This window comes from Streptomyces sp. NPDC001507 (assembly GCF_042894765.1).
Lineage (GTDB): Bacteria > Actinomycetota > Actinomycetes > Streptomycetales > Streptomycetaceae > Streptomyces.
In genome coordinates, this window is record NZ_JBIAVV010000011.1 from 69,644 (window position 1) to 91,963 (window position 22,320).

A 22,320-nucleotide genomic window follows, 5' to 3' on the forward strand; every position below is an offset into this window, starting at 1 on the left:
CCAAGAAACGGAGATCACCCGCATGGAACGGCACCTCCTCGTGATCGGGGCCACCGGCAAGACCGGCCGCCACACCACCGAACTCCTCCTCCAGCACGGACACCACGTCCGCGCGCTCGTCCGCGGCCTCGACGGGCGTGCCGAGCGGCTCGCCGCCCTCGGGGCGGACGTCGTGGAAGGCGACGTCCTCGACCTGGACTCCCTGGCCGCGGCGACGAAGGGGATCGACGCCCTCTACTTCACCTATCCGATCCGCCCCGGCCTGGTGGACGCCACCGCGAACGTGGCGCAGGCGGCGGAGGAGAACGGGGTCCAGGCGATCGTGAACATGTCCCAGGTCTCCGCCCGCCGCCATACCGCCAGCAACGCGGCCCGCCGGCACTGGGTCGCCGAACGCGTCCTGGACCACGCCCCGGTCCCGGTCACCCACCTCCGCCCGACCTTCTTCGCCCAGTGGCTGATCGACACCTGGGCCGACGGAACCGGCGAACTGCGCCTGCCGTTCGCCGACGGACGCCACGCCCCGATCGCCGAGAGCGACCAGGCGAAAGTGATCGCGGCCATCCTGGAGGACCCCGCCCCGCACGCCGGCCAGATCTACCCGCTCTACGGAGCCGAGGAGCTCGACCACTACGAGATCGCCGAGAAGATGTCGCACGCGCTGGACCGGAAGGTCACCTACGTGCCCATCGAACTCGACAAGTTCGCCGCCATCCTGCGCGGGCGCGGCGCGCCGGACCACCTGATCCAGCACCTGCTCGCCGTGGCCGTCGACTACCGCAACGGCGTCTTCGCCGGCACCAACGAGCTGGTGAAGACGATCGGCGGCAGCGACCCCCTCGACGTCGAGACCTTCATCGCGCAGAACCGCGCGGCCTTCGACCTGCCCACCACCATCTGAACACCGGAGAAGACAATGAGCATCTGGTTCGTCACCGGCTCGTCCCGGGGCTTCGGCCTGGAGATCACCCGTGCCGCCCTCGCGGCCGGCCACCACGTGGTCGCCACCGCCAGGAAGCCCGACACCGTCCGCGAGCAGTTCCCCGACGCCGGCGACGCGCTGCTCGCCGTGGCGCTGGACGTGACCGACCCGCAGAGCATCCAGGCGGCCGTCGACGCGGCGGTCGAACGGTTCGGGCGGATCGACGTCCTGGTCAACAACGCCGGCACCGGACTGCTTGCCGCCGTCGAGGAGTCCGACGACGCCGCGGTGCGTGCGGTGTACGAGACCAACGTGTTCGGCCCGCTCGCCGTCCAGCGCACCGTACTGCCGGTACTGCGCCGTCAGCGGTCGGGCCACGTGATCAACATCAGCTCCATCGTGGGCTTCGCCACCGCGCCGGGCTGGGGCATCTACGCCTCCACGAAGTTCGCCGTCGAAGGCTTCACCGAGACCCTCCACACCGAACTCGCGCCGCTGGGCATCCACGTGACCCTCGTGGAACCGGGCTTCTTCCGCACCGACTTCCTCGATCCCGCCAACCTGCACGCCGGCCCCGACACCATCGACGACTACGCGCCCACCGTCGGCGCGATGCGCACCGCCGTCGCGAGCCTGCACCACGCCCAGCCCGGCGACCCCGCCAAGGCCGCGCGCGCGATTGTCGAGATGGCCGCCGCACCCGAGCCGCCCCTGCGCCTCCCGCTCGGAGCCGACACCCTGCAAGCCTTCGACGCCAAGCTGGACACCTTCCGCAAGGACATGGACGCCGCCCGGCACATCGCCCTCTCCACCGACCACGAATAGGTTCTGTGCCCAAGAGAGCGCCGAGGACGAGTCGTTGGGAACAGCGGACCGACGGCGAGTACCCGAAATACTGCAGCTGCGGCTCTTTCCCCCGGTTTCCCTGCACGCCGCCGAGCCTGGGCGGCGCGCGGGTCCTGATGCCGCTCACGTCATGAGGGCCTCACCTCGGGGCAGGGGCCACGTGACTTTCTTTGTCACACCTTGATCAGGTGCGTCTCCTGACGTGAACTGCCGTCTGCGTGGTGATCCTATGATGGCCAAAGGTGTTGGTCTGAGGGGGAGTTGTTGACAGTGGCACGAAGATCGCTTGCTTTCGTCGGGGTAGCCGCGCTGGTACCTCTGCTCGCTTCGGCCGCCGCAGCGCAGGCGGCGTCCGGCTCGCTGACGGTCACCACGCTGGGGCGGCACGGCGCCAAGGTCTCGACGACCGTCACTGTGGTCGCCGTGCCGTCCGGTCAGACGTACACAGTCAAGTCAGGCAAGCGGATCAGCCTGCCGTCGGGGCGCTACCTCGCGATGACCGACATATACGAGAGCACTGCCGACGGTCTGGGCACCGACACCATCGGCGCGCAGGTCGTGACGGTGTCGGGCAGCAAGTCGGTGACGCTCGACGCGCGCAAGGGCAAGCCCGTCAAGGTGTCACTCGACACGCCTGCCGACGTGACCGGGCCGCCACGAATCAGCGCGCAGGTGTGTGCCGCCAACATGGACATGCCCTCCGCCTTCAGCGCCGGTGGCTGGAACGACGAGGGAGCCCTCTACGCCATCCCGAACTCCTCCAAGCTCCTGCAGTTCGGGTACCTCGCGCAGTGGTCCGGCAACGACAGCTATGTCGCCGTGAAGAAGACCACGGGCATCCCGGCGGCGCCCGGCGGCTCGTTCAAGCGGTCGGGGCTTGCGACCATGCGCTTCTCGGTGCGCGCCGGAACGCAGATGGGTACTCAGGTCGACACCGCGCTCCAGGCGGCGCCGAAGACCGATGACTGCACGACCGACCTGATGGCCCAGGTGCGCGACGACAACGCCCCGTACAGCGCCACCGTCCATCTGACTCCCGGAACCTGGCAGCCGCGCGACGACATCTTCGGCAGCAACGGCGACGACGTCAGCGGCGGCTTTCCGAAGCTCAGGACTCTGAAGGCGGGGCAGAGCTTCACCCAGTCCTTCGGCCGGGCTGCATGGGGCCCCATGCGCAATCTGCCGCTGCTCGGGCAGAAGTCCGTCACCTTCTCTCCGGACGCCCTGATCGGCGACCTCGACATCGGCGGCGACTGGGGGGACGTAACGAAGGAGACGGTGGTCCTGTCCAAGGGCAGCACCACCGTCAAGAAGCAGACTCTGACCGACTGGCGCACCGGACCCGCCGAGTTCGATGCCCCTGTCCGCTCGGCCGGCTGGTATCGCCTGGCCGTCGACGCCCACCGCTACCGCCCGGGCATCACCTTCCCGGCCGGCATGCTGTCGCCGCGGGCGACCCTCGACTGGCACTTCAAGGTGTCCGACCCGGCCAAGGCGATCGTCGCTCCCGTCTTCCTGACCCGCTTTCTGCCCACCGGACTGAACAGCCACAACCAGGCCGCGCCGAACAGCACCACGACGGTCGACGTGAGTGCCGGGCGTGCCTCCCAGGGCCCCGACATCAAGCTCACCAAGGTGACCGCCAAGTCCGTCCGGGTCTGGTCGTCCGCCGACGGCGGCAAGACCTGGAAGGCGGCGACTGTCAAGCGCTCCGGATCCGCCTGGCAGGCGTCCGTCCACAACCCGGCCTCCGGCGCCGTCGCCCTGCGCTCCGAGGTGACGGACTCCGCCGGAGACAGCTCGGTGGAGACGGTGTACCGGGCGTACGCCATAGGCTGAGGGCGTTGCTTCCTCGCTGGTCCGACGGCGTCACCCGAGCCATGGAGAAGGCCCAGGTCAGTGACCTGGGCCTTCTTGCTGTCCATCGTGATCAGTCGTCGCGTGCCGGATGCGTGGCAGAGCGTCGATCGTCCGGATCGACGGCACCGTCCATTTCATGCGCCGGCTGCGCCTGCGCAGGGGTCTCCCGGCCGGAGGAGTCCTGGGCTCTTCGCCCGGGCCCTGAGCGCGGTCGCGTCGGAGGTCGGCTCTACGATCGGCCGACCCGTGGCGCTCTGCGGTCGGCGCTGAAATGGCGTGGGCGGTACGGGCATTCGCATATTTCGGGGGGAATCATCGAGTGAGACTTCGCGCTGTTCTGCCTGCCCTGACAGCCGGTGCGCTGCTGACAGCCGTACTGGCCCTTCCGGCAGCCGCCGCCGACTCCGCGGCATCCGCGCCGCGTGATCCGGTGTCGGGTGCGCTGCCCGGCGTGACGACGTTGACGACGACCAGGCCGATCACCATGGCCACGGTGGTCAGCGCCTCGAAGTAGACCAGGGCCTTCAGGCTCACGCGGCCGGCCGCGCGGGCGTTGCCCATGGAGGCGATGCCGTGGACGACCGTGCAGAAGGTGATCGGCGCGATGAACATCTTCACCAGCGCGATGAAGCCGTCGCCGAGCGGTTTGAGGTCGGCGCCGGCGGACGGCGCTCGCCGGCCGTGACGCCGCCTCACTCGCCGACTTCGCACACGACCCCTGGGTCACCCGCGCCGACCATCACCCGGTGGCCGAAGCCCTCGTGCGCGGCTGCCGCGCACGAGGGCTTCGAGCCCCACGTCGCCTACGAGGCCCACGACTACCAGGAGGCCCAGGCCATGGTCGCCGCCGGTATCCGTCCGCCGCATCCTCCTGGTTCGCATGGCCGACCACTCGCTCACCCCCGCCGCCCTCACCTTCGCCCGGCTCCTCCGCGACGCCGCCGCGGCCCGAACCCTCTGACACCGAACCACGCTCACCGGTGGTACGCGGTGAGCAGCGAACAGGAAGCGGTCAGGGCGAAAAAAATTCCGTGGCTCTTCGCGGCAACCTTTTCGGCCTCCCGGACCACTCAGCGTTGTCCGGCCAAGTGGTCCGGTCAGATGCAACGGCTGAAAGAGAGCACAGGCATGTCCCTGGAACGAGAACACAGACATGTCCCCGGCCCGCCCACGTCATCGGTGGCGTCCCGCGTCGGCGGCCACCGTGCCGACGGCGGCGCCCGCGGTGGTCGCCCGAAGCATCGTGGCCGTCGGTTGCTCGCGCGTCGAGGTTTCTGGGCGGGCCTCGTCACGGTGGTCGTGGCCGGCTCGGCTGTCGTGGTCAGCCAGGCTTCGGCGCAGCCAAAGACCCTGGATCTGAAGAAGTGGTACGTGCTGGTCAACCGCAACAGCGGCAAGGTGCTGGACGATCGCGCCTCCGCCAAGAACGACGGCGCCGCGGTGGTGCAGTGGAGCCGTCATGGCGGCCCCAACCAGCAGTGGCGCTTCATCGACGCGGGTGACGGGTACTACCGGCTGCAGAACCGGAACTCCGGCAAGGTGCTGGACGACCTCGGCTGGTCGAAGACCGCCGGCTCCGCCCTCGTGCAGTGGAAAGACCTGAACGGCACCAACCAGCAGTTCAAACTGGCCAAGTCGCCCGACGGCTACGTGCGTTTGGTCAATCGCTTCAGCGGCATGGCCGTCGATGTCCACAACGCCGCCAAGGCCGACGGGAGCGGTGTCGTCCAGAACCGCGACCGGGGCGGCGCCGACCAGCAGTGGAAACTCGTCCCGGCCGGGAGCGTCGGCGGCTCCGGTACGCCCACCGCGCCGAGCGGCAGCGTTCCCACCAGCCCGGCTCCGAGCAGCTCGCACCCGTCGTCCACGCCGTCGTCGACGCCGTCTCCCGTGGCCGGTGGCGGCGGCAAGACGACACGTTTCATGGGCAGCAGCACGGTGCTCATCGGCGGCTCGATGTCCGACGCCTCGGCTGCCGCCGCGCCGTTCGACGTGCGGTACGCCTATGTGCACAGCCAGCCCGCGCCCTCGTCGGACTACTACTCGGCAGCGCGCTGCCACGACGACTGGTCGGGCTGGTGGGGTTGCTGGAACGGCAGCACCACGGCGCCCGGCACTTACGTGACCTGGCGGGACAGCGTGGCGGCCCAGGCGACGTACAAGGGCAGCGCGCGTCCGCAGAAGATGCTCTGGACCTGGTACTCGTTGCGCGACCTCGGGGACGCGGCAGGTCAGGGCGACGGTCCGGGCGAGGTCAAGGCCATCAACAGGACCGACCTGCTCACCCGGTACCTGAACGACTACCGCTTCTTCCTCCAGAAGATCGGCACGTCGCACGACGCGATCGACCTCGAGCCCGACTTCTGGGGCTACGTCCGGTCGCTCGGCAATCCGCACCAGGTTCCCGCACAGGTCACGGCCTCGAATCCGACGGACTGCGGATCGCAGGAGAACAGCGCCGCCGGACTCGCCCGCTGCCTGATCTCGATGGGGCACAAGTACGCGCCGAACACCGCCGTGGGGCTGCACCTTTCCTGCTTCGACTGGCAGACCGACACTCAGGCATGCGTCAAGGACTACGCGAACCTCGGAGCGCAGAACGCCGACTTCCTGGTCACCGACGTGTCGGACCGCGACGCGGGCTGGTACGCACAGCCCGCCCACGGCGGCAGTGACCACTTCTGGACCGACCAGAAGGCCGCCGCAGCGCTGCAGTTCTACAAGACGATGGCCGAGTCCGTGGGCAAGCCGGTGGTCCTGTGGCAGATCCCCGTGGGCAACATGGCGCAGAACAACACCCTCAACCATTACAAGGACGACAAGGTGGACTGGTTCCTCGGGCACATGGACCAGGTCGCGAACGCCCATGTCGCCGGCCTGCTCTTCGGTCCGGGACAGCAGGAACAGACCACGGTCGAGACCGACGGCGGAAACCTGATCAACAAGACGATCGCGTACCACAACTCGGGCGGTACAGCACTCAAGTAGGTGAAGCCGACGAAATGCGCCCCCATCTCTTCGATGGGGGCGCATTTTGCTCCCCACCCGGTTCCACGGCGACCTGCCGCCCGCCATGGAGGCCACCTACGCCGGCGGGACCGACGCCGGGCCGGCCGACTGGACCCCGCACACCGGCCTTCACCGGGTCGGGACGAATCCTCCCCGGACCGACGCGGAGCCGCCCGAACCCTGCGCGTCGACGCGGTAGCCGTCGTCCGCGGCACTGCGTCCGACGGCGCCGTTGTTGAACTGGGCGGCGAACTCATGGCTCCCGGCCGGCACCGTCAGGCCCGGCTTGAGGACCCAGCGGTAGACCAGGGTGCCGCCGGCCTCCTGGGTGGTGACGGCGAAGTCATCACTCGGCAGGGTCTGCCAGGTGCCGGTGTTCTTCACCCCGCCGGTCTGCACGATCCGCATCTCGATCGTGAGCGAGGTGAGCGGTTGCGTCGTCTTGAGGACGAGGTTGCTCTGCGTCCAGTAGACGGTGCTCTGCGGATCCACCGAGCCGGCCGACCACAACGGTCCGTTCCGGCTCTCGCCGGCGGACGGTGACGGACTGGCGGTCGGCGGAGTCGGGCGTGGGCTGCCCGGGGTGTTCACCGGGGCCGGCGCGACAGGGGTGGGGCGGGCCGATGTCGGGTGCGGGGAGCTGACGGTCGGGGACGGGGCGGCAGGCGTGGTCACGGTGGGCGACGGCGACGAGGTGGCGACGATGGCGGCGACGGCGAGGCCGCCGGTCGCCAGGATGCCGGTGGCGGCGAGCCCGGCGAGCGCGACCCTGATCCAGGACCTCGCGAACGGCCGCGCGCGATGACGGACGGCGGGGCCGGCCATGCCGCGTTGCACCCGGGCCAGCATCCTCGCGCGGTCGGGCCGGTGAGCCTCGGCGGCCTCGCGCAGCCGACGGTCGATCTCCTCGTTCACCGGTTCCTCCTCCCTGCCACCAGGTCCCCGGCCGCTCGTGCGCCCAGTATCCTTTCCAGCTCGGCCATTCCCTTCGAGGTCTGGCTCTTCACCGTGCCGACCGAGATGCCCAGCGCCGCCGCCGTGTCCTTCTCGGACAGGTCGAAGGCGTGCCGCAGCACCACGCAGGCGCGCTTGCGGAACGGCAGCCCGGCGAGCGCCGCGCGGACGTCCAGCACGGCCGCCATGTCCGGCCCCTCCACCTTCTCGGGGCTGCGGGACCAGAACAGCGTGATCCGACGTCGCTCCCGCACCGTGCTGCGGATCCGTCCCCGCGCCAGGTTGGCCACCACACCGCGGGCGTAGGCGAGCGGGTGGTCGGCCTGCCGGAATCGGTCCCAGCGCTGCCACAGGGCGACCAGGGCATCCGCCGCGAGGTCGTCCGCCGCGTCGGTCTCCCCGGTCAGGAGGTGTGCCAGACGGGCGAGTTCGGCATAGTGGCGTTCGAAGAACTCGTGGAACTCCGCGGACGCGTCATCGAGGACCATCCCCCGGCCGCCCTCTCCTGGCAATGATGTGCGCGTTGGTTGCACGTTTAACAACAACGGGGGGCGCAGCCTAACAGTGTCCGGCCCGGGATTCGAACAGCGGTCGTGCTCGGTTGCGGGACGGTGAAGGCCGACCGGTGAACAGCAGCGCCAGGGGATTGCCCGTGACCAGTCCGCGCCCGCGCCACGGTTGCGGCGCGGCGTGCTTCGTTGCCCTCATGCCCGTCCATCCGGTAGTTCGACTCGGCCTTCCGGCCCCCAGTTGCCGCAGAGGACGAGAAGGTTGCCGGCCCCGACGCTGTTTTCCCGGCGACCGGCGCACGGCACCCGCAACGGCTGAATTGCAGGGGTTGACGCTCCTGTACCGTGACCGGGACTTCGAGTGCATCGCCGCCGTCACCGGTCACCGGTCGAGTCACCGCAAGGGGAGGTGGTGGTCGCGGTACGCCCGGCAGTGCTCGGGCCTCACCTCAGGGAACGATCGCGTCCTGCACCGTCGGTCGGATGTCCAGAACCTTGTCCGCTCCGGTCAGTTCCAGGACCCGCTGAAGCTGGTGCGCGGGCCTGACCAGGCGCAGGCGGTGGCCGTGGTGGAAGTTCAGCAGCACGGTCAGGACGGTGGAATCGGCAAAGGTCACCCCGGCCGCGTCCACGACGACCGTCGTGTGGGTGGTGGCCGCGTCCTGCAGGGCTGCGGCGAGGAGGGGGGCGGAGTTGGCGTCGAAGGCGCCGTGAACGGCCACCACCCAGGCGCCGTCCTGCTCGTGCTGGGTCAGGTGAGGCAGCGACGCCGCGTGCGACGTGGTCGGGTCCGGCCGGCTTTCGCCGCCGTTCGCGGAACTCATGCCGGTGAGTATGCCGTGAAGACCCCGCACCTGCGAGGAGACCTCGGCGGCTGAGCGGTGAAGGGGGCGCCGTGTAGGAAGTCGCCGACTCGCGGTGGCAGTTCCCGGCATAAGAATCAAAAATCTGCAAAAGGGGCGACTCCTTTCCGTGCCTCGCACCGCGCGTGCCTCGGACCCACGACCGACCGCATGCGCGGGTCGGCCGGGGGTATTCGCCTCGCGAACGACAGGTTCAGGTTCACGAGAATGGAGAGTCTGGTGCTGATGGCCCACCCCGCGGTGTTGGAGGACCTCATCGAGCAGTACGAGACCCTGCGCGCGCTGCACGCCGAGGACGGCAGCCACGCCGCACGGCAGCGGATGGACGACGTCGCCTACACCCTGTGTGTGGCGACCGGCACCCGAGACGTCGACGCCGCGCTCATCGCGGCCCGGCACCGACTGCCCGGCGCCCGCCCCCAGGACGACTCCGTACTCACCGCCGGCTGACCTGGCCCCGGCGCCGGCGGGGGGAGACGGAGCCGAGGTCGCCAGGACGATCTCCCGGTCCTGCCGGCCGGCGCGCGCAGCAGGTCACCTGCCGCGTGCAGCGCAGGCAGCCGCTCGAAGTAGGTGGCGTGGAGGGCGTGACGGGCCGCGGTGAGTTGCTCGTTCTCGTCGGGATCGCGGTCGGCGCCCTCGCCGGGCAGGTGGTCCAGCAGGAGGTCGCCGGCGCTGAGGCCCACGGACCGGTGGATCTCCCGTACGGGAACGTGGCGCCCCGCCTGCCGGAACGCCCCCTACCCAGGTGACGACGTGCTCACAGTTCGCGGAGGGCGGGCAGCAGCTTCTGCTCGGCCCACTCCAGGTACGGCTCCTGGTGCTCCCCGCCGATCTGGACGAGCGCGACCTCGGTGAACCCGGCGTCGACAAAGGAACGCACGGCGGTGACGACGGCGTCCACGTCGTCACCGCACGGAATGGACTCGGCCACGTCCTCGGGCCGTACGAACTGGGTGGCACCCGCGAACGCCGCGGGTCCCGGCAGCTCGGAGTTGACCGGCCACCCTCCACCGAACCAGCGGAACTGGTCGTGGGCGCGGGCGATCGCCGCGTCACGGTCGGTGTCGTAGCAGATGGGCAGTTGACCGACCTTGGGCTTGCCCGTGCCGCCGTGCCGGTCGAACGCGGAGATCAGCTCCGGCCTGGGTTCGGTGGCGATCAGCAAGTCGGCCAGGTGGCCCGCGAGTTCGCACGAACGGTCGCCGGAGACGGCGACGCCGATCGGCGGGGGTGCGTCGGGCAGATCCCACAGCTTGGCGTTCTCCACCTCGAAGTGGACGCCGTGATGGTTGACGTTCTTGCCCGCGAAGAGCGCACGGATGATCTCGACGGCCTCCTCCAGCCTCTCCAGACGGACGTGCGCGGCAGGCCAGCCACCGCCCACCACATGCTCGTTGAGGTTCTCCCCCGAACCGAGGCCGAGGCGGAAGCGGCCCTCGGAGAGGAGTTGCAGGGTGGCGGCCTTCTGCGCGACGACGGCCGGGTGGTAGCGGGTCGTCGGGCAGGTCACGTACGTCATGAGGGGGATGCGTTCGGTGGCCTGCGCGGCGGCACCGAGCACGCTCCACGCGTAGGAGGCGTGCCCCTGGGACTCGAGCCAGGGGAAGTAGTGATCGGACGTGACCGAGAAGTCGAAACCGGCGTGCTCGGCCCCCACCACGTGGGCCACCAGCTCCCGCGGACCGGCCTGCTCGGTCATCATCGTGTACCCGATCTGCACCATGGCGCTCATCTCCTCAGGCGTCTGGGTTTCCGGGGACGGACTTCCGCCCCGTCACCGCTTGGTGGCGAGCCGCAGGTCGACTTCCTTCTCCTGGTCTCCCGACGCTGTGCCCTGCTCGTCCACGGCGAACGCGGTACCCAGGGCTTCGCGGAGCCGGTCCACGTCGAGGTAGGAGCCCTGAAGCGTGGCGGAGACCGAGCCCTCCAGATGGACCGGATCGGTCGGGATCCACTCCTGCGTCGGCTCGAACTCCGCGCTCCAGACGGTGGAGCGGCCGCCGGGCTGCTCCTTGGGCAGGTCGCCGGTGGGGCGGTCGGTCGGGAACGCGGTGCGCAGGACGTCGAAGACGGTGGCGGCGTCCTGCTGGGACGCTCCGGTGAGTGACACGGTGGCCATCAGGCTCACCCTCCTTTGGTGCTCTCCTTCGGGGACGGTCACGGGGCGTCCGCTCCAGCGTCGCCCGCCTCCGCTTCCACGGCGCGCGGAGCGTCAGCAGGGCGGTTCGTCGGCATGGCTACCCGGATGCCACGGATGCCACGGATGTGCCGGAATGCGCGGCGCCCGCTCGAGGCGCTCAGGTACCCCGACGGCCGACGATGATGCCGCCCTCGACGCCCTCAGAACGAGGGGGGTCAGGACCGTGCCGGGGGACGGACAAGAGCGCCCGCCATCGCACGAGGAGCACGGGTCAGCGGCGCAGCATCATGACGACGGCGACGATGACGATGATCAGGACGACGGTACCCAGACCTATGTACACGAGTTTCCCTTTCCTTCGGCGAGCACCGCCCGTCGGTGCCCCAGGAGACCGAGTGCCCCCGTTCCGGGTGTGTGCACCGCACGCCCACACGTCGTGGAACTTGCAGGTCGAGTCTCCGGGCCACGGCAAAGCCAACCCACTTTGCTGCGAGGGGTTCCTCTGATCTGGCCGTGAACACGGGTGAAGGACCCGGCCACGGGTGTGGACGGGTCCTTCAGCGGAGCGCGGGGTGCCGTCAATTCACCATCGGTACCAGCGACCCCGGCCGCCCCCTGTGGTGGTGGACCGCATGACGAAGCCGAGGAGCCACACGACCAGAACGACCACCGCGACCCACCAGAGGACCTTCAGGGCGAAGCCCGCGCCGAACAGAATGAGTGCCAGAAGCAGGACGAGAAGCAGGGGAACCATGGTTATCAACCTCCTGCGCCCCGATTGCCCCACGGTCGCTGGTTCATTCTTCGCCGATGCCTTGTTTATAGAGGGGAACTCGGGGCATTTCCTGGGCCGCTGGCGGTAGGGGCAGGAGAACGCGGGTGTAGGGCCGGAGCCTGGGGGTAGTCGGGGCAGGCTGGCTGGGAAGCGGCGCCGCGCCTGGGGAGGTCTGGCGCCGCTCCCTGCCCGAAGTGGCCGCGCCGGGGAAGCCGGCGTTCAGGTCACGACAGGGCGCCTTCTTCGCAGACCCGGCGGGCGACCTCGCGCAGTTTGATGTTGTTGGTATGGGAGTAGCGGCGCAGCACGTTGAAGGCTTCTTCCTCGGTGAGGCGGTGGCTGCCCATGACGATGCCCATGGCCTCGCCGATGAGGTACCGGGTGGCGAGGGCCTGTTCCAGCTGGGCGTGGGTGCGGGCGGCGGAGAAGGCGACCGCGGCATGGGAGGCCAGCAACACCCCGGCCGTCTCGCTGGTGGTGGTGAAGGTGCCGGGCTCGCGGGAGTAGAGGTTCAGGGCGCCGAGGTCTGCGTCCTCGGTGAACAGCAGGAAGCCCATCATGCTGCCCACTCCGAGCTTGTGGGCCTGGGGGGCGTAGGCGGGCCAGCGCTGGAGCTCGGCGGTGAGGTCCGGGATGCGGAACACCCGTTCGCCGCGCGAGCTGTGGGCGGCGTCGAAGCAGGGGCCTTCTCCCAGGCGTTCCTGGAGCCGGTCGCTGTCGATGGCCATCTGGTGGGTGGGCGAGGGTCTCCACGCGCTTGTCGTGCAGGACGAGGATGCCGGCCGCGTCACAGCCGTCCACCAGCTCCGTGGCCGAAGCGGTGATCCGTTCCAGCGTGGCGGCCACCGAGTCCTGGGCCAGCAGATCCCGTGCCATCGCCGCCATCTCCTGTGCGAACCGACCCCAGTCCACCGTGTTCTCCTTCGCTCGTCCCACATCGGACCAGCCTTCTACCCAGCCTTCCACGAAACCGCCACGTGACAGGGGACGTGAGTTCAGGCCGTAGGGGTGACGCCTGATGCCGGCCGGCGCGGGCTTCGGCTGCACGGTCAGGCAGTAGTGGGTCAGGGGTGGGCGTTGTCCCGGCCGGGTCCCCGGCGCAGACGAGGACGAAACGGCCGTCGGGAGCCGCAGAGGCGCGCGCCCGGGGAGCAGGCGTCAACGGGACTTTGCGGGGAACCCGCCTCGCGGGACGGACGAGGTGGTGACCATGGCCGAGCGGAAAGACCCCGATGACGTCGTGCTGTCGCCGCACGAGCGCCTCGCCCTTCAGCGGATCGCGGCCGAGCTGCGCGCCGACCGGCGCCTTGCCCGCCGTATGGGGCAGCCGCACCCGGGTTCCCGGCGGCTGTGGCTGCCGCTGTCGGTGGCCGCGCTCGCCTGTGCCTCGCTGGTTCTCGGCGTCGCGGGGATCCGGACCTCGGATCCCGCCGTCATCTGCTGCTTCGCCGCGCTGTGGCCCGTCACGCTGGTGCAGGGTTTCCGGCTGCTGTGCCGCATCACCGGGGCGGCCCGTCGTACGCCGTCACCATGGCTCTGAACCCGGCACCGCCGCAGGGTGGTTCGCGGCCCGGGTCTCCGAGGGGGGCCGGACCGTCACGCCGGTCCTGGACCGTCTGGGCGCGGCCGTCAGGTTCGGCGAACCGGCCACCCAGGGACCGGTCAGAAGAAGCGGTCCTGCGGCTTCCGGGCTGGTTCACGGTGTCACGTCATCGGGATGGGAACCCGGCTGCCATGAACGTCGAGACAGGGGTGCGGCCATGAAAGACACCGAGAGCGGGATCCGGGGGTCGTACTGGCTGGAGACGGCACCGCCCGGCGAACCCGCACCGCCACCGTCCGGTGACCTCTCCGTGGAGGTCGCCGTGATCGGCGGGGGCATCGCCGGGCTCAGTACGGCCTGGGAGCTGGTCCGGCAGGGGCGTGAGGTGGCCGTTCTGGAGGCCGGCCGGCTGGCCGCCGGCGTCACCGGGCACACCACGGCGAAGCTGACCGCCCTGCACACCCTGGTCTACGACCACCTGCGCCGCACCCGCGGCCCCGAGGGCGCACGGCTGTACGCGCGGTCGCAGAGCGAGGCGATCCGGCGCGCCGCCGAGCTCGTGGCGGAGCTGGGCATCGACTGCGCGTGGGAGGAAGCGGCCGCTTACACCTACGCGCGCAATCCCGAGCGGGTGGCGGACCTGCGCGCGGAAGCGCTGGCGGCGCGGGAGGCCGGGCTGCCCGCCGAGTTCGTGACGGAGACGGAGTTGCCGTTCCCGGTGGCCGGGGCGGTCCGGGTGACCGGGCAGGCCCAGTTCCATCCACGGAAGTACCTGCTGGCGCTCGCGGACGACCTGCGCCGGCGTGGCGGCACGGTGTACGAGGGGACACGGGTCGTGGGCCTGACCGAGGGCGAGCCCTGTGTGCTGGAGACGGACGCGGGCGTGTCGGTGCGCGCCGAGAAGGTCGTCGTCGCCACGCACTACCCGGTCTTCGACCGGGCGCTGCTGTTCACCCGGCTCTCCCCGCGCCGCGAGCTGGTCGTGGCCGGGACCGTCGACGAGGCCCTGGCCCCGCTGGGCATGTACATCACGCCCGAGCAGGGCACCCGCTCCGTGCGCAGCGCACCCTACGGGGACGGCAAACGCCTGCTGATCGTGACCGGCGAGCACTTCACGCCCGGCACCGCCGACGTCGAGGAGCGTTTCGCCCGGCTCTCCGCGTGGGCAGGCGACCACTTCCCCGGGCTGACCCCGACCCACCGCTGGGCCACCCAGGACAACGACTCCACCGACTCCGTGCCCCTGGTCGGGCCGCTCCACCCCGGCAGCCGTCACGTCTACGTGGCCACCGGGTTCGGCGGCTGGGGCCTGAGCGGCGGCATCATGGCGGGCCGCCTGATCAGCGACCTCGCCGGCGGGCGCGAGGTGGAGTGGGCGAGTCTGTACGACCCGCGGCGAGTGGGTCCCGTCGTACGCGAGGGGGTCTCGTTCCTGAAGCACCAGGCTCAGGTCGCCCGCCACTTCGTCGGCGACCGGCTGCCGTCCGCGACCGGCGCCCGGCCCCAGGACCTCGCACCGGGCGACGGCGCCGTGGTGCGGCTCGGCGGGCACCACTGCGCGGTCCACCGCGACGAGAGCGGCCGGCTCCGGGCCGTGTCCGCCGTCTGCACCCACCTCGGCTGCCTCGTCGCCTTCAACCGCGCCGAACAGGCGTGGGAGTGCCCCTGCCACGGCTCCCGCTTCGCCCCGGACGGCCGGATCCTCCAGGGCCCCGCCGTGAAGCCGCTGGAAAAGCGGGAACTGTAAGACGCGCGGGATTGCGAGCCGGCGACGGCCGGTCGCTCACGGCTCGTGTGCATGGGGCGCCGATGCGAACTGTCCAGTAGCGGACATCCCTTGCCCGGGAGGCGCGGTGCGAGTACTACGCCGCCGCGAACACTCGCGCGCCAGAACGTCGGTACCCGTGGCGTTACCAGAACGTCGGTACCCGTCGCGTTCCCAGCGGGAGCCGTGTGTCGCGGTTCCGGTCGGCCGGAGGAGGCGGGTCCACTCGCCTCCCACCTGGCCGGATTCGCCATAGGGCCTCGCGTTTTTCACGCAAGTCTCCGGTACGAGGAGTTATTGGGTTTTCGGCTCACGACGACGGAAACCCGGCGATCGCACCACCGGCCTCCGCCGTAGCACCTGTACCCGGCGGTCTCCCTGGCATCGGAGCCCTTGTGAAAGCCCTCGTCATCGACTGCACGCTCAAGAAGTCCCCCGAGCCCTCCCTGCGGGCCGTCGACCTGGCCGCAGCCCCAGGCGCGGTCGCCGACGCCGGTGCGGGCGACGAGTGGCCTGAGAACCGCCCCGTCGCCTACGACCGCGTGGCCGGCGTCGTGGTCACCGGGAACGAGGACGACGCGCACCATGTCACCAGCGAGATCTCGGAAGCACTCGCGGACATCGGTTACTCGAACCCGGGCCAGGCGTGGACCTACTGGCACCTCGGCCCCGGTCCTGGACCCGACTGCTTGCCCGACTACCTGGAGGAGCCGAAAGGGCGCGGCTGGGCACACGGCACCGGCCGCACCATGGCCGACAGCCTCATCGGCGTGGCGCGGGCCCTGACCGCGCAGCCGCTGCGGGTGTCCGGCTGAGGAGGGCACGGTGACCGCAGACTCTCTCTCCGCCGCCCGGCCGCTGCGCTGCTGGGCCCCGCGAGGCGTGTACACGCCCCAGGCCGACACCCGGCTGCTGCGACGGGCACTGTCCCGGGAGCGGATCACCCGGGACACGGACGTCCTGGACCTGGGCACCGGCAGCGGCATGCTCGCGATGGAGGCGGCCCGGCTCGGTGGCCGGGTCACCGCCGTCGACATCTCGTGGCGGGCCGTCGCCGTCACCTGGATCAACGCCCTGCTGAACGGGCAGCGCCTGCGAGTGCGCCACGGTGACCTGACGGCAGCGCTGCCCGGCGGCCGCCGCTTCGACCTGGTGATCGCCAACCCGCCCTATGTGCCCGCTCCGGGCGACGCACCTCCCCGAGGACTCGCCCGGGCGTGGGACGCCGGCGCGGACGGCCGGATGCTGATCGACCGCATCTGCGACACCGCGCCACGGGTCCTGCGGCCGACGGGAACACTTCTGATCGTGCACTCGCACCTGTGCGGCACCGGCGCCACGCTCACCCGTCTCGCGGCGGCCGGGCTGAGCGCACAGGTGGTGGAGCGGAGCAGGCTGCCGTTCGGGCAGGTCCTGCGCTCTCGCCTCGACTGGCTGCGCGAACGCGGCCTGGCAGCCGACGGGACGACCGAGGAGCTGGTGGTGATCCGTGCCGAACACGCCTGAGCGGCCCTGCCGCATCCGCGTCCAGCGCGACGGGCCCCTCCTCGTGGAAGGGCCGGTCGAGGTGGTGGACGAGAACGGCGAGGTGACGGAGTCGACGCGTTTCGCGGTGGCCGTCTGCACCTGCCGGCGCAGCCGGATCTTCCCCTGGTGCGACACCAGCCACCGCTGCCGCGGCAAGCAATCCGCTGAAGGCGGCGATGCCTCGTGATCCGACGGCTTTCCCCGCCGCTGCCCGAAGCCCGCGGTCCGCTCTCGGCCGCCGTGATCGCCGCTCTGCGCGGTGCGGATGCGGCCGGCGTACCGACCCCGGCGCGCTGCGCGCCGTACGGCGACGATCTCCAGCTCGCCCTCTACGTCCTCTACGAACTGCACTACCAGGGCTTCGACGGCGTCCCCGACGACCTGGAGTGGGACAGCGGGCTGCTGGGCGTCCGCGCCGCACTGGAGGGGCGTTTCCTGGCGGCACTCCGCACGGACGTGCCCGTGGTGGAGGGCGCGGACACCGCCGCGCGGGCACTCGACGAGCTCCAGGTCGAGCCGGCCGCGGACCCCGGGGACAGCGTCTCCCACTTCCTCCAGGCCGAGGGCGGCCTCCGGCACCTACGGGAGTACGCCGCGGTGCGCTCGCTCTACCACCTCAAGGAGGCCGACCCGCACGCCTGGGTCATCCCCCGGCTGCGCGGGCGCGCCAAGGCGGCCATGGTCGCCGTCGAGTACGACGAGTTCGGCGCCGGCCGCGCCGACGAGATCCACGCGGAACTCTTCGCCGCCCTCATGGCGGACCTCGGCCTGGACACAACGTACGGCCGGTACGTCGACGTCGCACCGGCCGAGGCGCTCGCCACCGTCAACCTGATGTCCCTGCTCGGTCTGCACCGCTCGCTGCGTGCCGCGCTCGTCGGGCACTTCGCCGCCGTCGAGGTGACCTCGTCCCCGGCCTCGCGCCGCCTGGCCGAGGCGATGCGCCGGACCGGCGCCGGCCCCGCGGCCGTACGGTTCTACACCGAACACGTCGAGGCGGACGCCGTCCACGAACAGGTCGTACGCCACGACGTCGTCGGCGGACTCCTGGAGAGCGAGCCGCACCTGGACGCCGACGTGGTCTTCGGGATCCGTGCCACCGGCTGCCTGGAGGACCGCCTCGCCGCCAGGCTCCTCACCCCCTGGCGCGAGGGAACCACGGCGCTGCGCGGAAACGCACCGTGACTCCCTCGCGGAACTCTCGTCTCACCGGCCGAGGGCGTTCCGCAACTGCTGCTTCGTCATCGACGACCGGCCCTCGATGTTGCGCTTCTTCGCCTCTTCGTACAGCTGGTCCCTGGTCGGCCCCTCCGCACCGCTGTGCGAGCGCTGCCCACCGCGCTGGGAGGCCGACTTCGGGTCACGGGTCGAGGTCTTGCTCGCGGTCTTCGACTCGCCCGACCTGGCCCGCTCCTTGTTGACCGTGCGTGCCGCGATCTCCTCGGCCCGCTTCGTCGACTCACCGCGGTCCTGGGCGCTTTTCTTGACGTGTTCGTACTGACGCTCCCGCTTGGAGCTCGATCCAGCAGGCATGACGCCTCTCCTTCCACGTTCGGGCCCGTCTGCCGCCCGCCGAGTTCCCCCGCAGCCACGGCGGAAGCATCACTCGCACGCGTTTCCGCGGTCGCGGGGCATGCGCCGTGGGGGCAGGGGAACTCGCCGCGCATGGTCCCGAACCACGCAGAGGCCCCGGTCCTCGAAGCCCTTGCCCGCTACCACGACGCCGACGAACTGGGGTTCACTCCGCCGGGCCACAAACAGGCACGCGGAGCGGATCCGCGGGCCGTGCGGTGCTCGGCGATGCCGTCTTCTTCGGAGACGTCCTGGCCAACGGCGGCCTGGACGACCGCCTGACCCGTGGCGGTGTGCTGGAGCGGGCCGAACACCTCATGGCCGATGCCGTGCACGCGGACCACACCTTCTTCTCCACCTGCGGCAGTTCCCTGTCGGTGAAGGCCGCCATGCTGGCGGTGACCCGCCCGGGCAACCGGCTCCTCGTCGGGCGCGACGCACACAAGTCCGTGGTCGCCGGGCTCATCCTGTCCGGCGTCGAACCGGTGTGGGTCGAGCCCCGGTGGGACGCCTCCCGGCATCTCGCACATCCGCCCTCCGCGGCGGCCTACGAGCAGGCGTTCGCCGAGCATCCGGACGCCGACGGTGCCCTGGTCACCAGCCCCACGCCGTACGGCTCGGCGGCCGACCTCCGGGGCATCGCCGAGGTCTGCCACCGCAGGGGAAAGCCGCTGATCGTGGACGAGGCGTGGGGAGCACACCTGCCCTTCCACGACGACCTGCCGACCTGGGCCATGGACGCGGGCGCCGACATCTGCGTGACCAGCATCCACAAGATGGGCAGCGGCCTGGAACAGGGCTCCGTCTTCCATCTCCAGGGCGACCTCGTCGACCCCGCCGAACTGGCCTCGCGGGCCGACCTCCTCGGCACGACCAGCCCGAACGTCCTCCTCTACGCGGGCATCGACGCCTGGCGCCGGCAGATGGTCGAGCGCGGTCCCGAACTCATCGGGCGCGCACTGGAGTTGGCTGCCCAAACCCGTACCGCGATCAAGGCCGTGGACGGCTTCCACGTCAACGACGCCCGGGACTTCTGCGGCCCCGGCCTCGCGCACGACTTCGACCCCCTCCCGGTCGTCATGGACATCGCCGAGCTCGGCACCACCGGCTATCGCGCCGCCGACTGGCTGCGCACCCACCACCACATCGACACCCACCTCTTCGACCATCGCCGCGTCAGCGCGCAACTCACCCACGCCGACGACGAGGAGACCACCGCACGTCTCCTCGCGGGCCTGCGCGACCTCGCCGGCCACGTAACCGAACTCCGCGACGCCCCGCAAGTCGTCGTCCCCTCCCCGGCCGATCTGCGTATGGACCAAGGCCGTCTCCCTCGTGACGCCTACTTCGCGCGGCACGAGAAGATCCCCACGGCCGAGGCGGCGGGCCGGATCGCCGCCGAGATGATCACCCCGTACCCGCCCGGCATCCCCGCTGTCCTGCCCGGTGAACGACTGACCGAGCCGGTGTTGAAGTACCTGGTCACGGGGGTCGAGGCGGGCATGTTCCTGCCGGACGCGGCCGACCAGCGACTGGAGACCGTGCGCGTCGTCGCCGAGCCCGATTGACGTCGCCTTCGCCGCCCCGGCCAATGGCCCTCCGTCAGCGCCCTGAGCGGCGGTGTCGAACCGAGCCGGGAAGCGGCGGCTGCAGGGCAGGCTGTGGACCGAGCAGACCCGGATACCCGGCCTGCGGGACGTGGCCGTCTTCGCGGTGGACCGGGCACGGCATCGTCGAGGCCCGGGACGCGGAGGGCCGCGAGTTCGGCCGGGACCGCTTCGTCGACTTCATCGTCCGCCACCACTCCGGCCACCAGACGCTCCACGAGACCCTCCGCCGGCTGATGCGCGCCGTCGTCGAACACCATGCGGGCCATCTGGACGACGACGCGACCGTGCTCCTCGCGGAATGGCGCGCCGGCCATCAGGACAAGCTCATGCCGTGACTCGCCGTGACTCGCCGTGATGAACCAGGTTGTGGTCGGCGCCGACGGGAGTCCGCGTTGGCGCAGGCAGACGGCCACGTTGCCGGGTTTCGCCGTGGGATGCGGACAGGCTTTGACGGGGAGAGGCTGGGGTCATGGGTGCGAGGTCTGCAGTCGTGGAGCCGCCCGGCGGATCCGGTGGCCGCCGCGTGTATCTCGACGGCCGGTTCCTGGGCACGGCGTATTCCCTGCACGAGTTGACGCTGTTCCTTCAGCGCGTCGAGCTCGTGTACGGGGACGAGCTGGACGTGGCCGAGTCGGGGCGCGTGGAGTGGTACGGCGGCGGCCCTGAGGTCTGGCCGCGCCAGGGAGGCGGGCGGGAGTGCTGGGCGGTGCCTGGTGGGCCCGCCCCGCTGGTGAAGGGTACGAACCGGGCCTGAGCGGATACCGACACCGGCGGGTGTCCGGCGGACCCGCCGGACACCACTACTGCTCGGCCTGCGGCAGCCGGCGTTACCTGCCGTGCAGCGCTCGGCTGACTCCCGTGATGGTGGTCACAAGGCGCATCCGGGGCGCCTGATGTGGCACTGGCTGTGTCATGGAGTGGACGGGCTGGGTGGCGCGGGCGGTTCGGCGGCAGGGCGGAGCCGCCGTGCGGGCGGTGCGGCGGGTGTGGACGGAGCCGGGCCGTGAACGCGATCTGGCGGTACAGGCCGGAAAGGCGGCACTGGCCGCCTGTCTGGCGTGGGGGGTGGCCGGATGGTGGCTGCAGGCGCCGGTGGCGTTCGTCGCTCCCTGGGTGGCGGTCGTACTCGTGGAGTCGACCGTGTACCGGTCGCTCGCGCACGGTCTGCAGCAGCTGGCGGCGATCGCGGTGGGCACGGTGGCGGCGACCCTCGTCGCGCTGGTGCTGGACAACACGATGGCCGTGATGGCGGTGGTGCTCCCGGCGGTGCTGTTGCTGACGCGGTGGCGGCGCCTGGGCAGTCAGGGCATCTATGCAGCCACCGCCGCGTTGTTCGTCCTGACCAATGGGCAGGTCACCGTCGTCACTTCGGGGGCGCGGGTCGCGGAGGCGGTCTTCGGTGCGGTGGTCGGTATCACGGTCAACGCGGTGATCCGGCCCCCGGTGTATCTGCGCGACACCCGTGCCGCCCTCCAGGACGCGTCCGAAGAAGCGGAGGGGATCCTCTCCTCGGTGGCCGAGGGGCTGGCCCGGGGAGAGTGGGACGAGCATGTGGCCGGGGTGTGGCACGAGCGCGCGCTGCGCCTGGGGCGCCTGGTCGAGCAGGCCCGTTCCGCGGTCGGCTGGAGCCGCGAGAGCATGCGGGGCAACCATCGCGGTCGCGGTCCGCGTGCCGTGTCCCCGCCCGGAAGGACGTACGACGACGCACTGGCCGTACTGGACCACGTCGCCGTGCACCTCCAAGGCGTGACCCGCACCGTGCTGGAGATCGCCGGCCACCAGGACGAGTCAGCGCGCCCCGGCCCGCGCATCACCGGCCCCTATGCCGACGTCCTGCACCACGCGGGCCGGGCGATCGGTCTCTACGGCCGGACCAGGTTCGCGGAGACCGGCACGGAGCCGAGCGCCCAGGAGGCGCTGCGCGGGACCGCCGAGGAACTGCGCCGCAGTCTCGACGAACTCCACCGAACACTGCCCGACGACGCCGTACAAGGAGGTCCCGGCACCCTGGCGACGCACGGCGCGCTGCTGGCCCACGCCCGACGGCTGACCGCTCAGCTCGGCTCGGACGGACATGGGTGAGTGCAGGGTTTCGATGTCCGGCCGCTGCGGCGTTCCGGCGCACTACGGCAGCGGGGAACCGCCCGTGGCGTTGACGACCTCCGCGGTGACGTAGCTCGCCTCCGGAGAGGCGAGGAAGATCTGATCGTCCTTCCTCCGCCGAACGGCTCCCGCTGACGGGCACTGGAACTCGTCCTGCGCGCCCGCTCGCATGCGGATGCGGCCTGTTTGCCGCACAGTGAGGATTCCGTCCGTTTGGGGCTGAGTGCCCGGGACCGGTTGATCCATTCGGGTCGCCGGACGGTCGGCGGGGCCGATGTGACCGTTTGGGCGCATGGGTGAGGGAAACTCGAAATGCCCG

The 22,320-nt window shown here is 70.8% G+C and carries 23 protein-coding genes and 5 pseudogenes; 19 read left to right on the forward strand and 9 right to left on the reverse strand.

All coding sequences use genetic code 11. The features are described 5' to 3' along the window. The first annotated feature begins 22 nt into the window (after positions 1–22). The 3 genes from ACFY0K_RS32370 (at position 23) to ACFY0K_RS32380 (ending at position 3,607) form a co-directional block, all read left to right on the forward strand. Positions 23–901, forward strand: a complete 879-nt coding sequence (locus ACFY0K_RS32370; protein WP_390642790.1) for an NmrA family NAD(P)-binding protein — start codon at positions 23–25, stop codon at positions 899–901. A gap of 15 nt (positions 902–916) precedes the next feature. Then, a complete protein-coding gene (locus ACFY0K_RS32375) occupies positions 917–1,747 on the forward strand; it encodes an oxidoreductase (RefSeq protein WP_390642791.1) in 831 nt (276 codons plus the stop codon). Between the two features lie 291 nt (positions 1,748–2,038). Next, positions 2,039–3,607, forward strand: a complete 1,569-nt coding sequence (locus tag ACFY0K_RS32380) for a hypothetical protein (protein ID WP_390642792.1) — start codon at positions 2,039–2,041, stop codon at positions 3,605–3,607. A 459-nt stretch (positions 3,608–4,066) separates the two neighbouring features. On the opposite strand, the pseudogene ACFY0K_RS32385 reads toward ACFY0K_RS32380, so the two are convergent. Next, positions 4,067–4,297: pseudogene (locus ACFY0K_RS32385) on the reverse strand (cation:dicarboxylate symporter family transporter); the annotation flags it as partial. A gap of 2 nt (positions 4,298–4,299) precedes the next feature. Between ACFY0K_RS32385 and ACFY0K_RS32390 the strand changes: the two are divergent. From ACFY0K_RS32390 to ACFY0K_RS32400, 3 genes and pseudogenes are all read left to right on the forward strand, one after another. Beyond that, positions 4,300–4,589 (forward strand): annotated as a pseudogene (locus ACFY0K_RS32390) (LysR substrate-binding domain-containing protein); the annotation flags it as partial. A gap of 293 nt (positions 4,590–4,882) precedes the next feature. Continuing rightward, complete coding sequence (locus ACFY0K_RS32395) at positions 4,883–6,616, forward strand: RICIN domain-containing protein (protein WP_390642793.1); 1,734 nt, start codon at positions 4,883–4,885, stop codon at positions 6,614–6,616. 46 nt (positions 6,617–6,662) lie between these two features. Next, positions 6,663–6,836: a hypothetical protein gene (locus ACFY0K_RS32400; protein ID WP_390642794.1), complete on the forward strand. Its 174-nt coding sequence runs from the start codon at positions 6,663–6,665 to the stop codon at positions 6,834–6,836. Here ACFY0K_RS32400 and ACFY0K_RS32405 read toward each other — a convergent pair. Both ACFY0K_RS32405 and ACFY0K_RS32410 read right to left on the reverse strand, forming a co-directional pair. Next, positions 6,767–7,552 carry a hypothetical protein gene (locus tag ACFY0K_RS32405; RefSeq protein ID WP_390642795.1) on the reverse strand — a complete coding sequence of 262 codons (786 nt, stop codon included), beginning with the start codon at positions 7,550–7,552 and terminating at the stop codon, positions 6,767–6,769. The genes ACFY0K_RS32400 and ACFY0K_RS32405 overlap by 70 nt on opposite strands. Then, positions 7,549–8,079, reverse strand: a complete 531-nt coding sequence (locus ACFY0K_RS32410; protein ID WP_390642796.1) for a SigE family RNA polymerase sigma factor — start codon at positions 8,077–8,079, stop codon at positions 7,549–7,551. Before ACFY0K_RS32410 ends, ACFY0K_RS32405 begins: the two co-directional genes overlap by 4 nt. 329 nt (positions 8,080–8,408) lie before the next feature. Here ACFY0K_RS32410 and ACFY0K_RS32415 point away from each other — a divergent pair. After that, positions 8,409–8,483: pseudogene (locus tag ACFY0K_RS32415) on the forward strand (VapC toxin family PIN domain ribonuclease); the annotation flags it as partial. A 66-nt stretch (positions 8,484–8,549) separates the two neighbouring features. On the opposite strand, the gene ACFY0K_RS32420 reads toward ACFY0K_RS32415, so the two are convergent. Further along, on the reverse strand, positions 8,550–8,924 hold the full coding sequence (locus ACFY0K_RS32420; RefSeq protein ID WP_390642797.1) for an STAS domain-containing protein: 375 nt from the start codon (positions 8,922–8,924) through the stop codon (positions 8,550–8,552). A gap of 258 nt (positions 8,925–9,182) precedes the next feature. Here ACFY0K_RS32420 and ACFY0K_RS32425 point away from each other — a divergent pair, with 258 nt between their 5' ends. Together ACFY0K_RS32425 and ACFY0K_RS32430 are read left to right on the forward strand one after the other, a co-directional pair. After that, a complete protein-coding gene (locus ACFY0K_RS32425) occupies positions 9,183–9,413 on the forward strand; it encodes a DUF5133 domain-containing protein (RefSeq protein WP_390643060.1) in 231 nt (76 codons plus the stop codon). Between the two features lie 95 nt (positions 9,414–9,508). Continuing rightward, positions 9,509–9,715, forward strand: coding sequence for a hypothetical protein (locus tag ACFY0K_RS32430; protein ID WP_390642798.1), 207 nt, complete (start codon positions 9,509–9,511; stop codon positions 9,713–9,715). Positions 9,716–9,723: 8 nt separating this feature from the next. On the opposite strand, the gene ACFY0K_RS32435 is transcribed toward ACFY0K_RS32430, so the two are convergent. The 4 genes and pseudogenes from ACFY0K_RS32435 to ACFY0K_RS32450 all read right to left on the reverse strand — a co-directional run bounded on the left by ACFY0K_RS32435 (position 9,724) and on the right by ACFY0K_RS32450 (position 12,766). After that, positions 9,724–10,689 carry an LLM class F420-dependent oxidoreductase gene (locus ACFY0K_RS32435; RefSeq protein ID WP_390642799.1) on the reverse strand — a complete coding sequence of 322 codons (966 nt, stop codon included), beginning with the start codon at positions 10,687–10,689 and terminating at the stop codon, positions 9,724–9,726. A 51-nt stretch (positions 10,690–10,740) separates the two neighbouring features. Continuing rightward, on the reverse strand, positions 10,741–11,085 hold the full coding sequence (locus ACFY0K_RS32440) for a hypothetical protein (protein WP_390642800.1): 345 nt from the start codon (positions 11,083–11,085) through the stop codon (positions 10,741–10,743). Positions 11,086–11,689: 604 nt separating this feature from the next. Beyond that, positions 11,690–11,860, reverse strand: coding sequence for a hydrophobic protein (locus ACFY0K_RS32445; RefSeq protein ID WP_093498613.1), 171 nt, complete (start codon positions 11,858–11,860; stop codon positions 11,690–11,692). A 245-nt stretch (positions 11,861–12,105) separates the two neighbouring features. Then, a pseudogene (locus ACFY0K_RS32450) lies at positions 12,106–12,766 on the reverse strand (GAF and ANTAR domain-containing protein). 325 nt (positions 12,767–13,091) lie between these two features. Here ACFY0K_RS32450 and ACFY0K_RS32455 point away from each other — a divergent pair. The 6 genes from ACFY0K_RS32455 to ACFY0K_RS32480 all read left to right on the forward strand — a co-directional run bounded on the left by ACFY0K_RS32455 (position 13,092) and on the right by ACFY0K_RS32480 (position 17,901). After that, the gene (locus ACFY0K_RS32455) at positions 13,092–13,421 is read left to right on the forward strand and encodes a DUF3040 domain-containing protein (protein ID WP_390642801.1); all 330 of its coding nucleotides are present in this window, start codon (positions 13,092–13,094) and stop codon (positions 13,419–13,421) included. 220 nt (positions 13,422–13,641) lie between these two features. After that, positions 13,642–15,171 (forward strand): FAD-dependent oxidoreductase, encoded by a 1,530-nt coding sequence (locus ACFY0K_RS32460; protein ID WP_390642802.1) that lies wholly within the window; start codon positions 13,642–13,644, stop codon positions 15,169–15,171. Positions 15,172–15,584: 413 nt separating this feature from the next. Then, positions 15,585–16,004, forward strand: a complete 420-nt coding sequence (locus ACFY0K_RS32465; protein WP_390642803.1) for a hypothetical protein — start codon at positions 15,585–15,587, stop codon at positions 16,002–16,004. Positions 16,005–16,014: 10 nt separating this feature from the next. Continuing rightward, on the forward strand, positions 16,015–16,695 hold the full coding sequence (locus tag ACFY0K_RS32470; protein ID WP_390642804.1) for a HemK2/MTQ2 family protein methyltransferase: 681 nt from the start codon (positions 16,015–16,017) through the stop codon (positions 16,693–16,695). Then, positions 16,679–16,903, forward strand: coding sequence for a CDGSH iron-sulfur domain-containing protein (locus ACFY0K_RS32475; protein ID WP_390642805.1), 225 nt, complete (start codon positions 16,679–16,681; stop codon positions 16,901–16,903). The genes ACFY0K_RS32470 and ACFY0K_RS32475 overlap by 17 nt, the downstream gene beginning before the upstream one ends. Continuing rightward, positions 16,900–17,901 carry an iron-containing redox enzyme family protein gene (locus ACFY0K_RS32480; RefSeq protein ID WP_390642806.1) on the forward strand — a complete coding sequence of 334 codons (1,002 nt, stop codon included), beginning with the start codon at positions 16,900–16,902 and terminating at the stop codon, positions 17,899–17,901. Before ACFY0K_RS32475 ends, ACFY0K_RS32480 begins: the two co-directional genes overlap by 4 nt. Positions 17,902–17,922: 21 nt before the next feature. On the opposite strand, the gene ACFY0K_RS32485 is transcribed toward ACFY0K_RS32480, so the two are convergent. Continuing rightward, on the reverse strand, positions 17,923–18,249 hold the full coding sequence (locus ACFY0K_RS32485; RefSeq protein WP_390642807.1) for a plasmid stabilization protein: 327 nt from the start codon (positions 18,247–18,249) through the stop codon (positions 17,923–17,925). Positions 18,250–18,381: 132 nt separating this feature from the next. Between ACFY0K_RS32485 and ACFY0K_RS32490 the strand changes: the two are divergent. The 4 genes and pseudogenes from ACFY0K_RS32490 to ACFY0K_RS32505 all read left to right on the forward strand — a co-directional run bounded on the left by ACFY0K_RS32490 (position 18,382) and on the right by ACFY0K_RS32505 (position 21,980). Next, positions 18,382–19,856, forward strand: a pseudogene (locus ACFY0K_RS32490) (aminotransferase class I/II-fold pyridoxal phosphate-dependent enzyme). Positions 19,857–19,879: 23 nt separating this feature from the next. Further along, positions 19,880–20,233 carry a SpoIIE family protein phosphatase gene (locus ACFY0K_RS32495; RefSeq protein WP_390642808.1) on the forward strand — a complete coding sequence of 118 codons (354 nt, stop codon included), beginning with the start codon at positions 19,880–19,882 and terminating at the stop codon, positions 20,231–20,233. Between the two features lie 134 nt (positions 20,234–20,367). Further along, positions 20,368–20,652, forward strand: coding sequence for a hypothetical protein (locus ACFY0K_RS32500; RefSeq protein WP_390642809.1), 285 nt, complete (start codon positions 20,368–20,370; stop codon positions 20,650–20,652). A 158-nt stretch (positions 20,653–20,810) separates the two neighbouring features. After that, positions 20,811–21,980: an aromatic acid exporter family protein gene (locus tag ACFY0K_RS32505; protein WP_390642810.1), complete on the forward strand. Its 1,170-nt coding sequence runs from the start codon at positions 20,811–20,813 to the stop codon at positions 21,978–21,980. Positions 21,981–22,320: the final 340 nt, after the last annotated feature.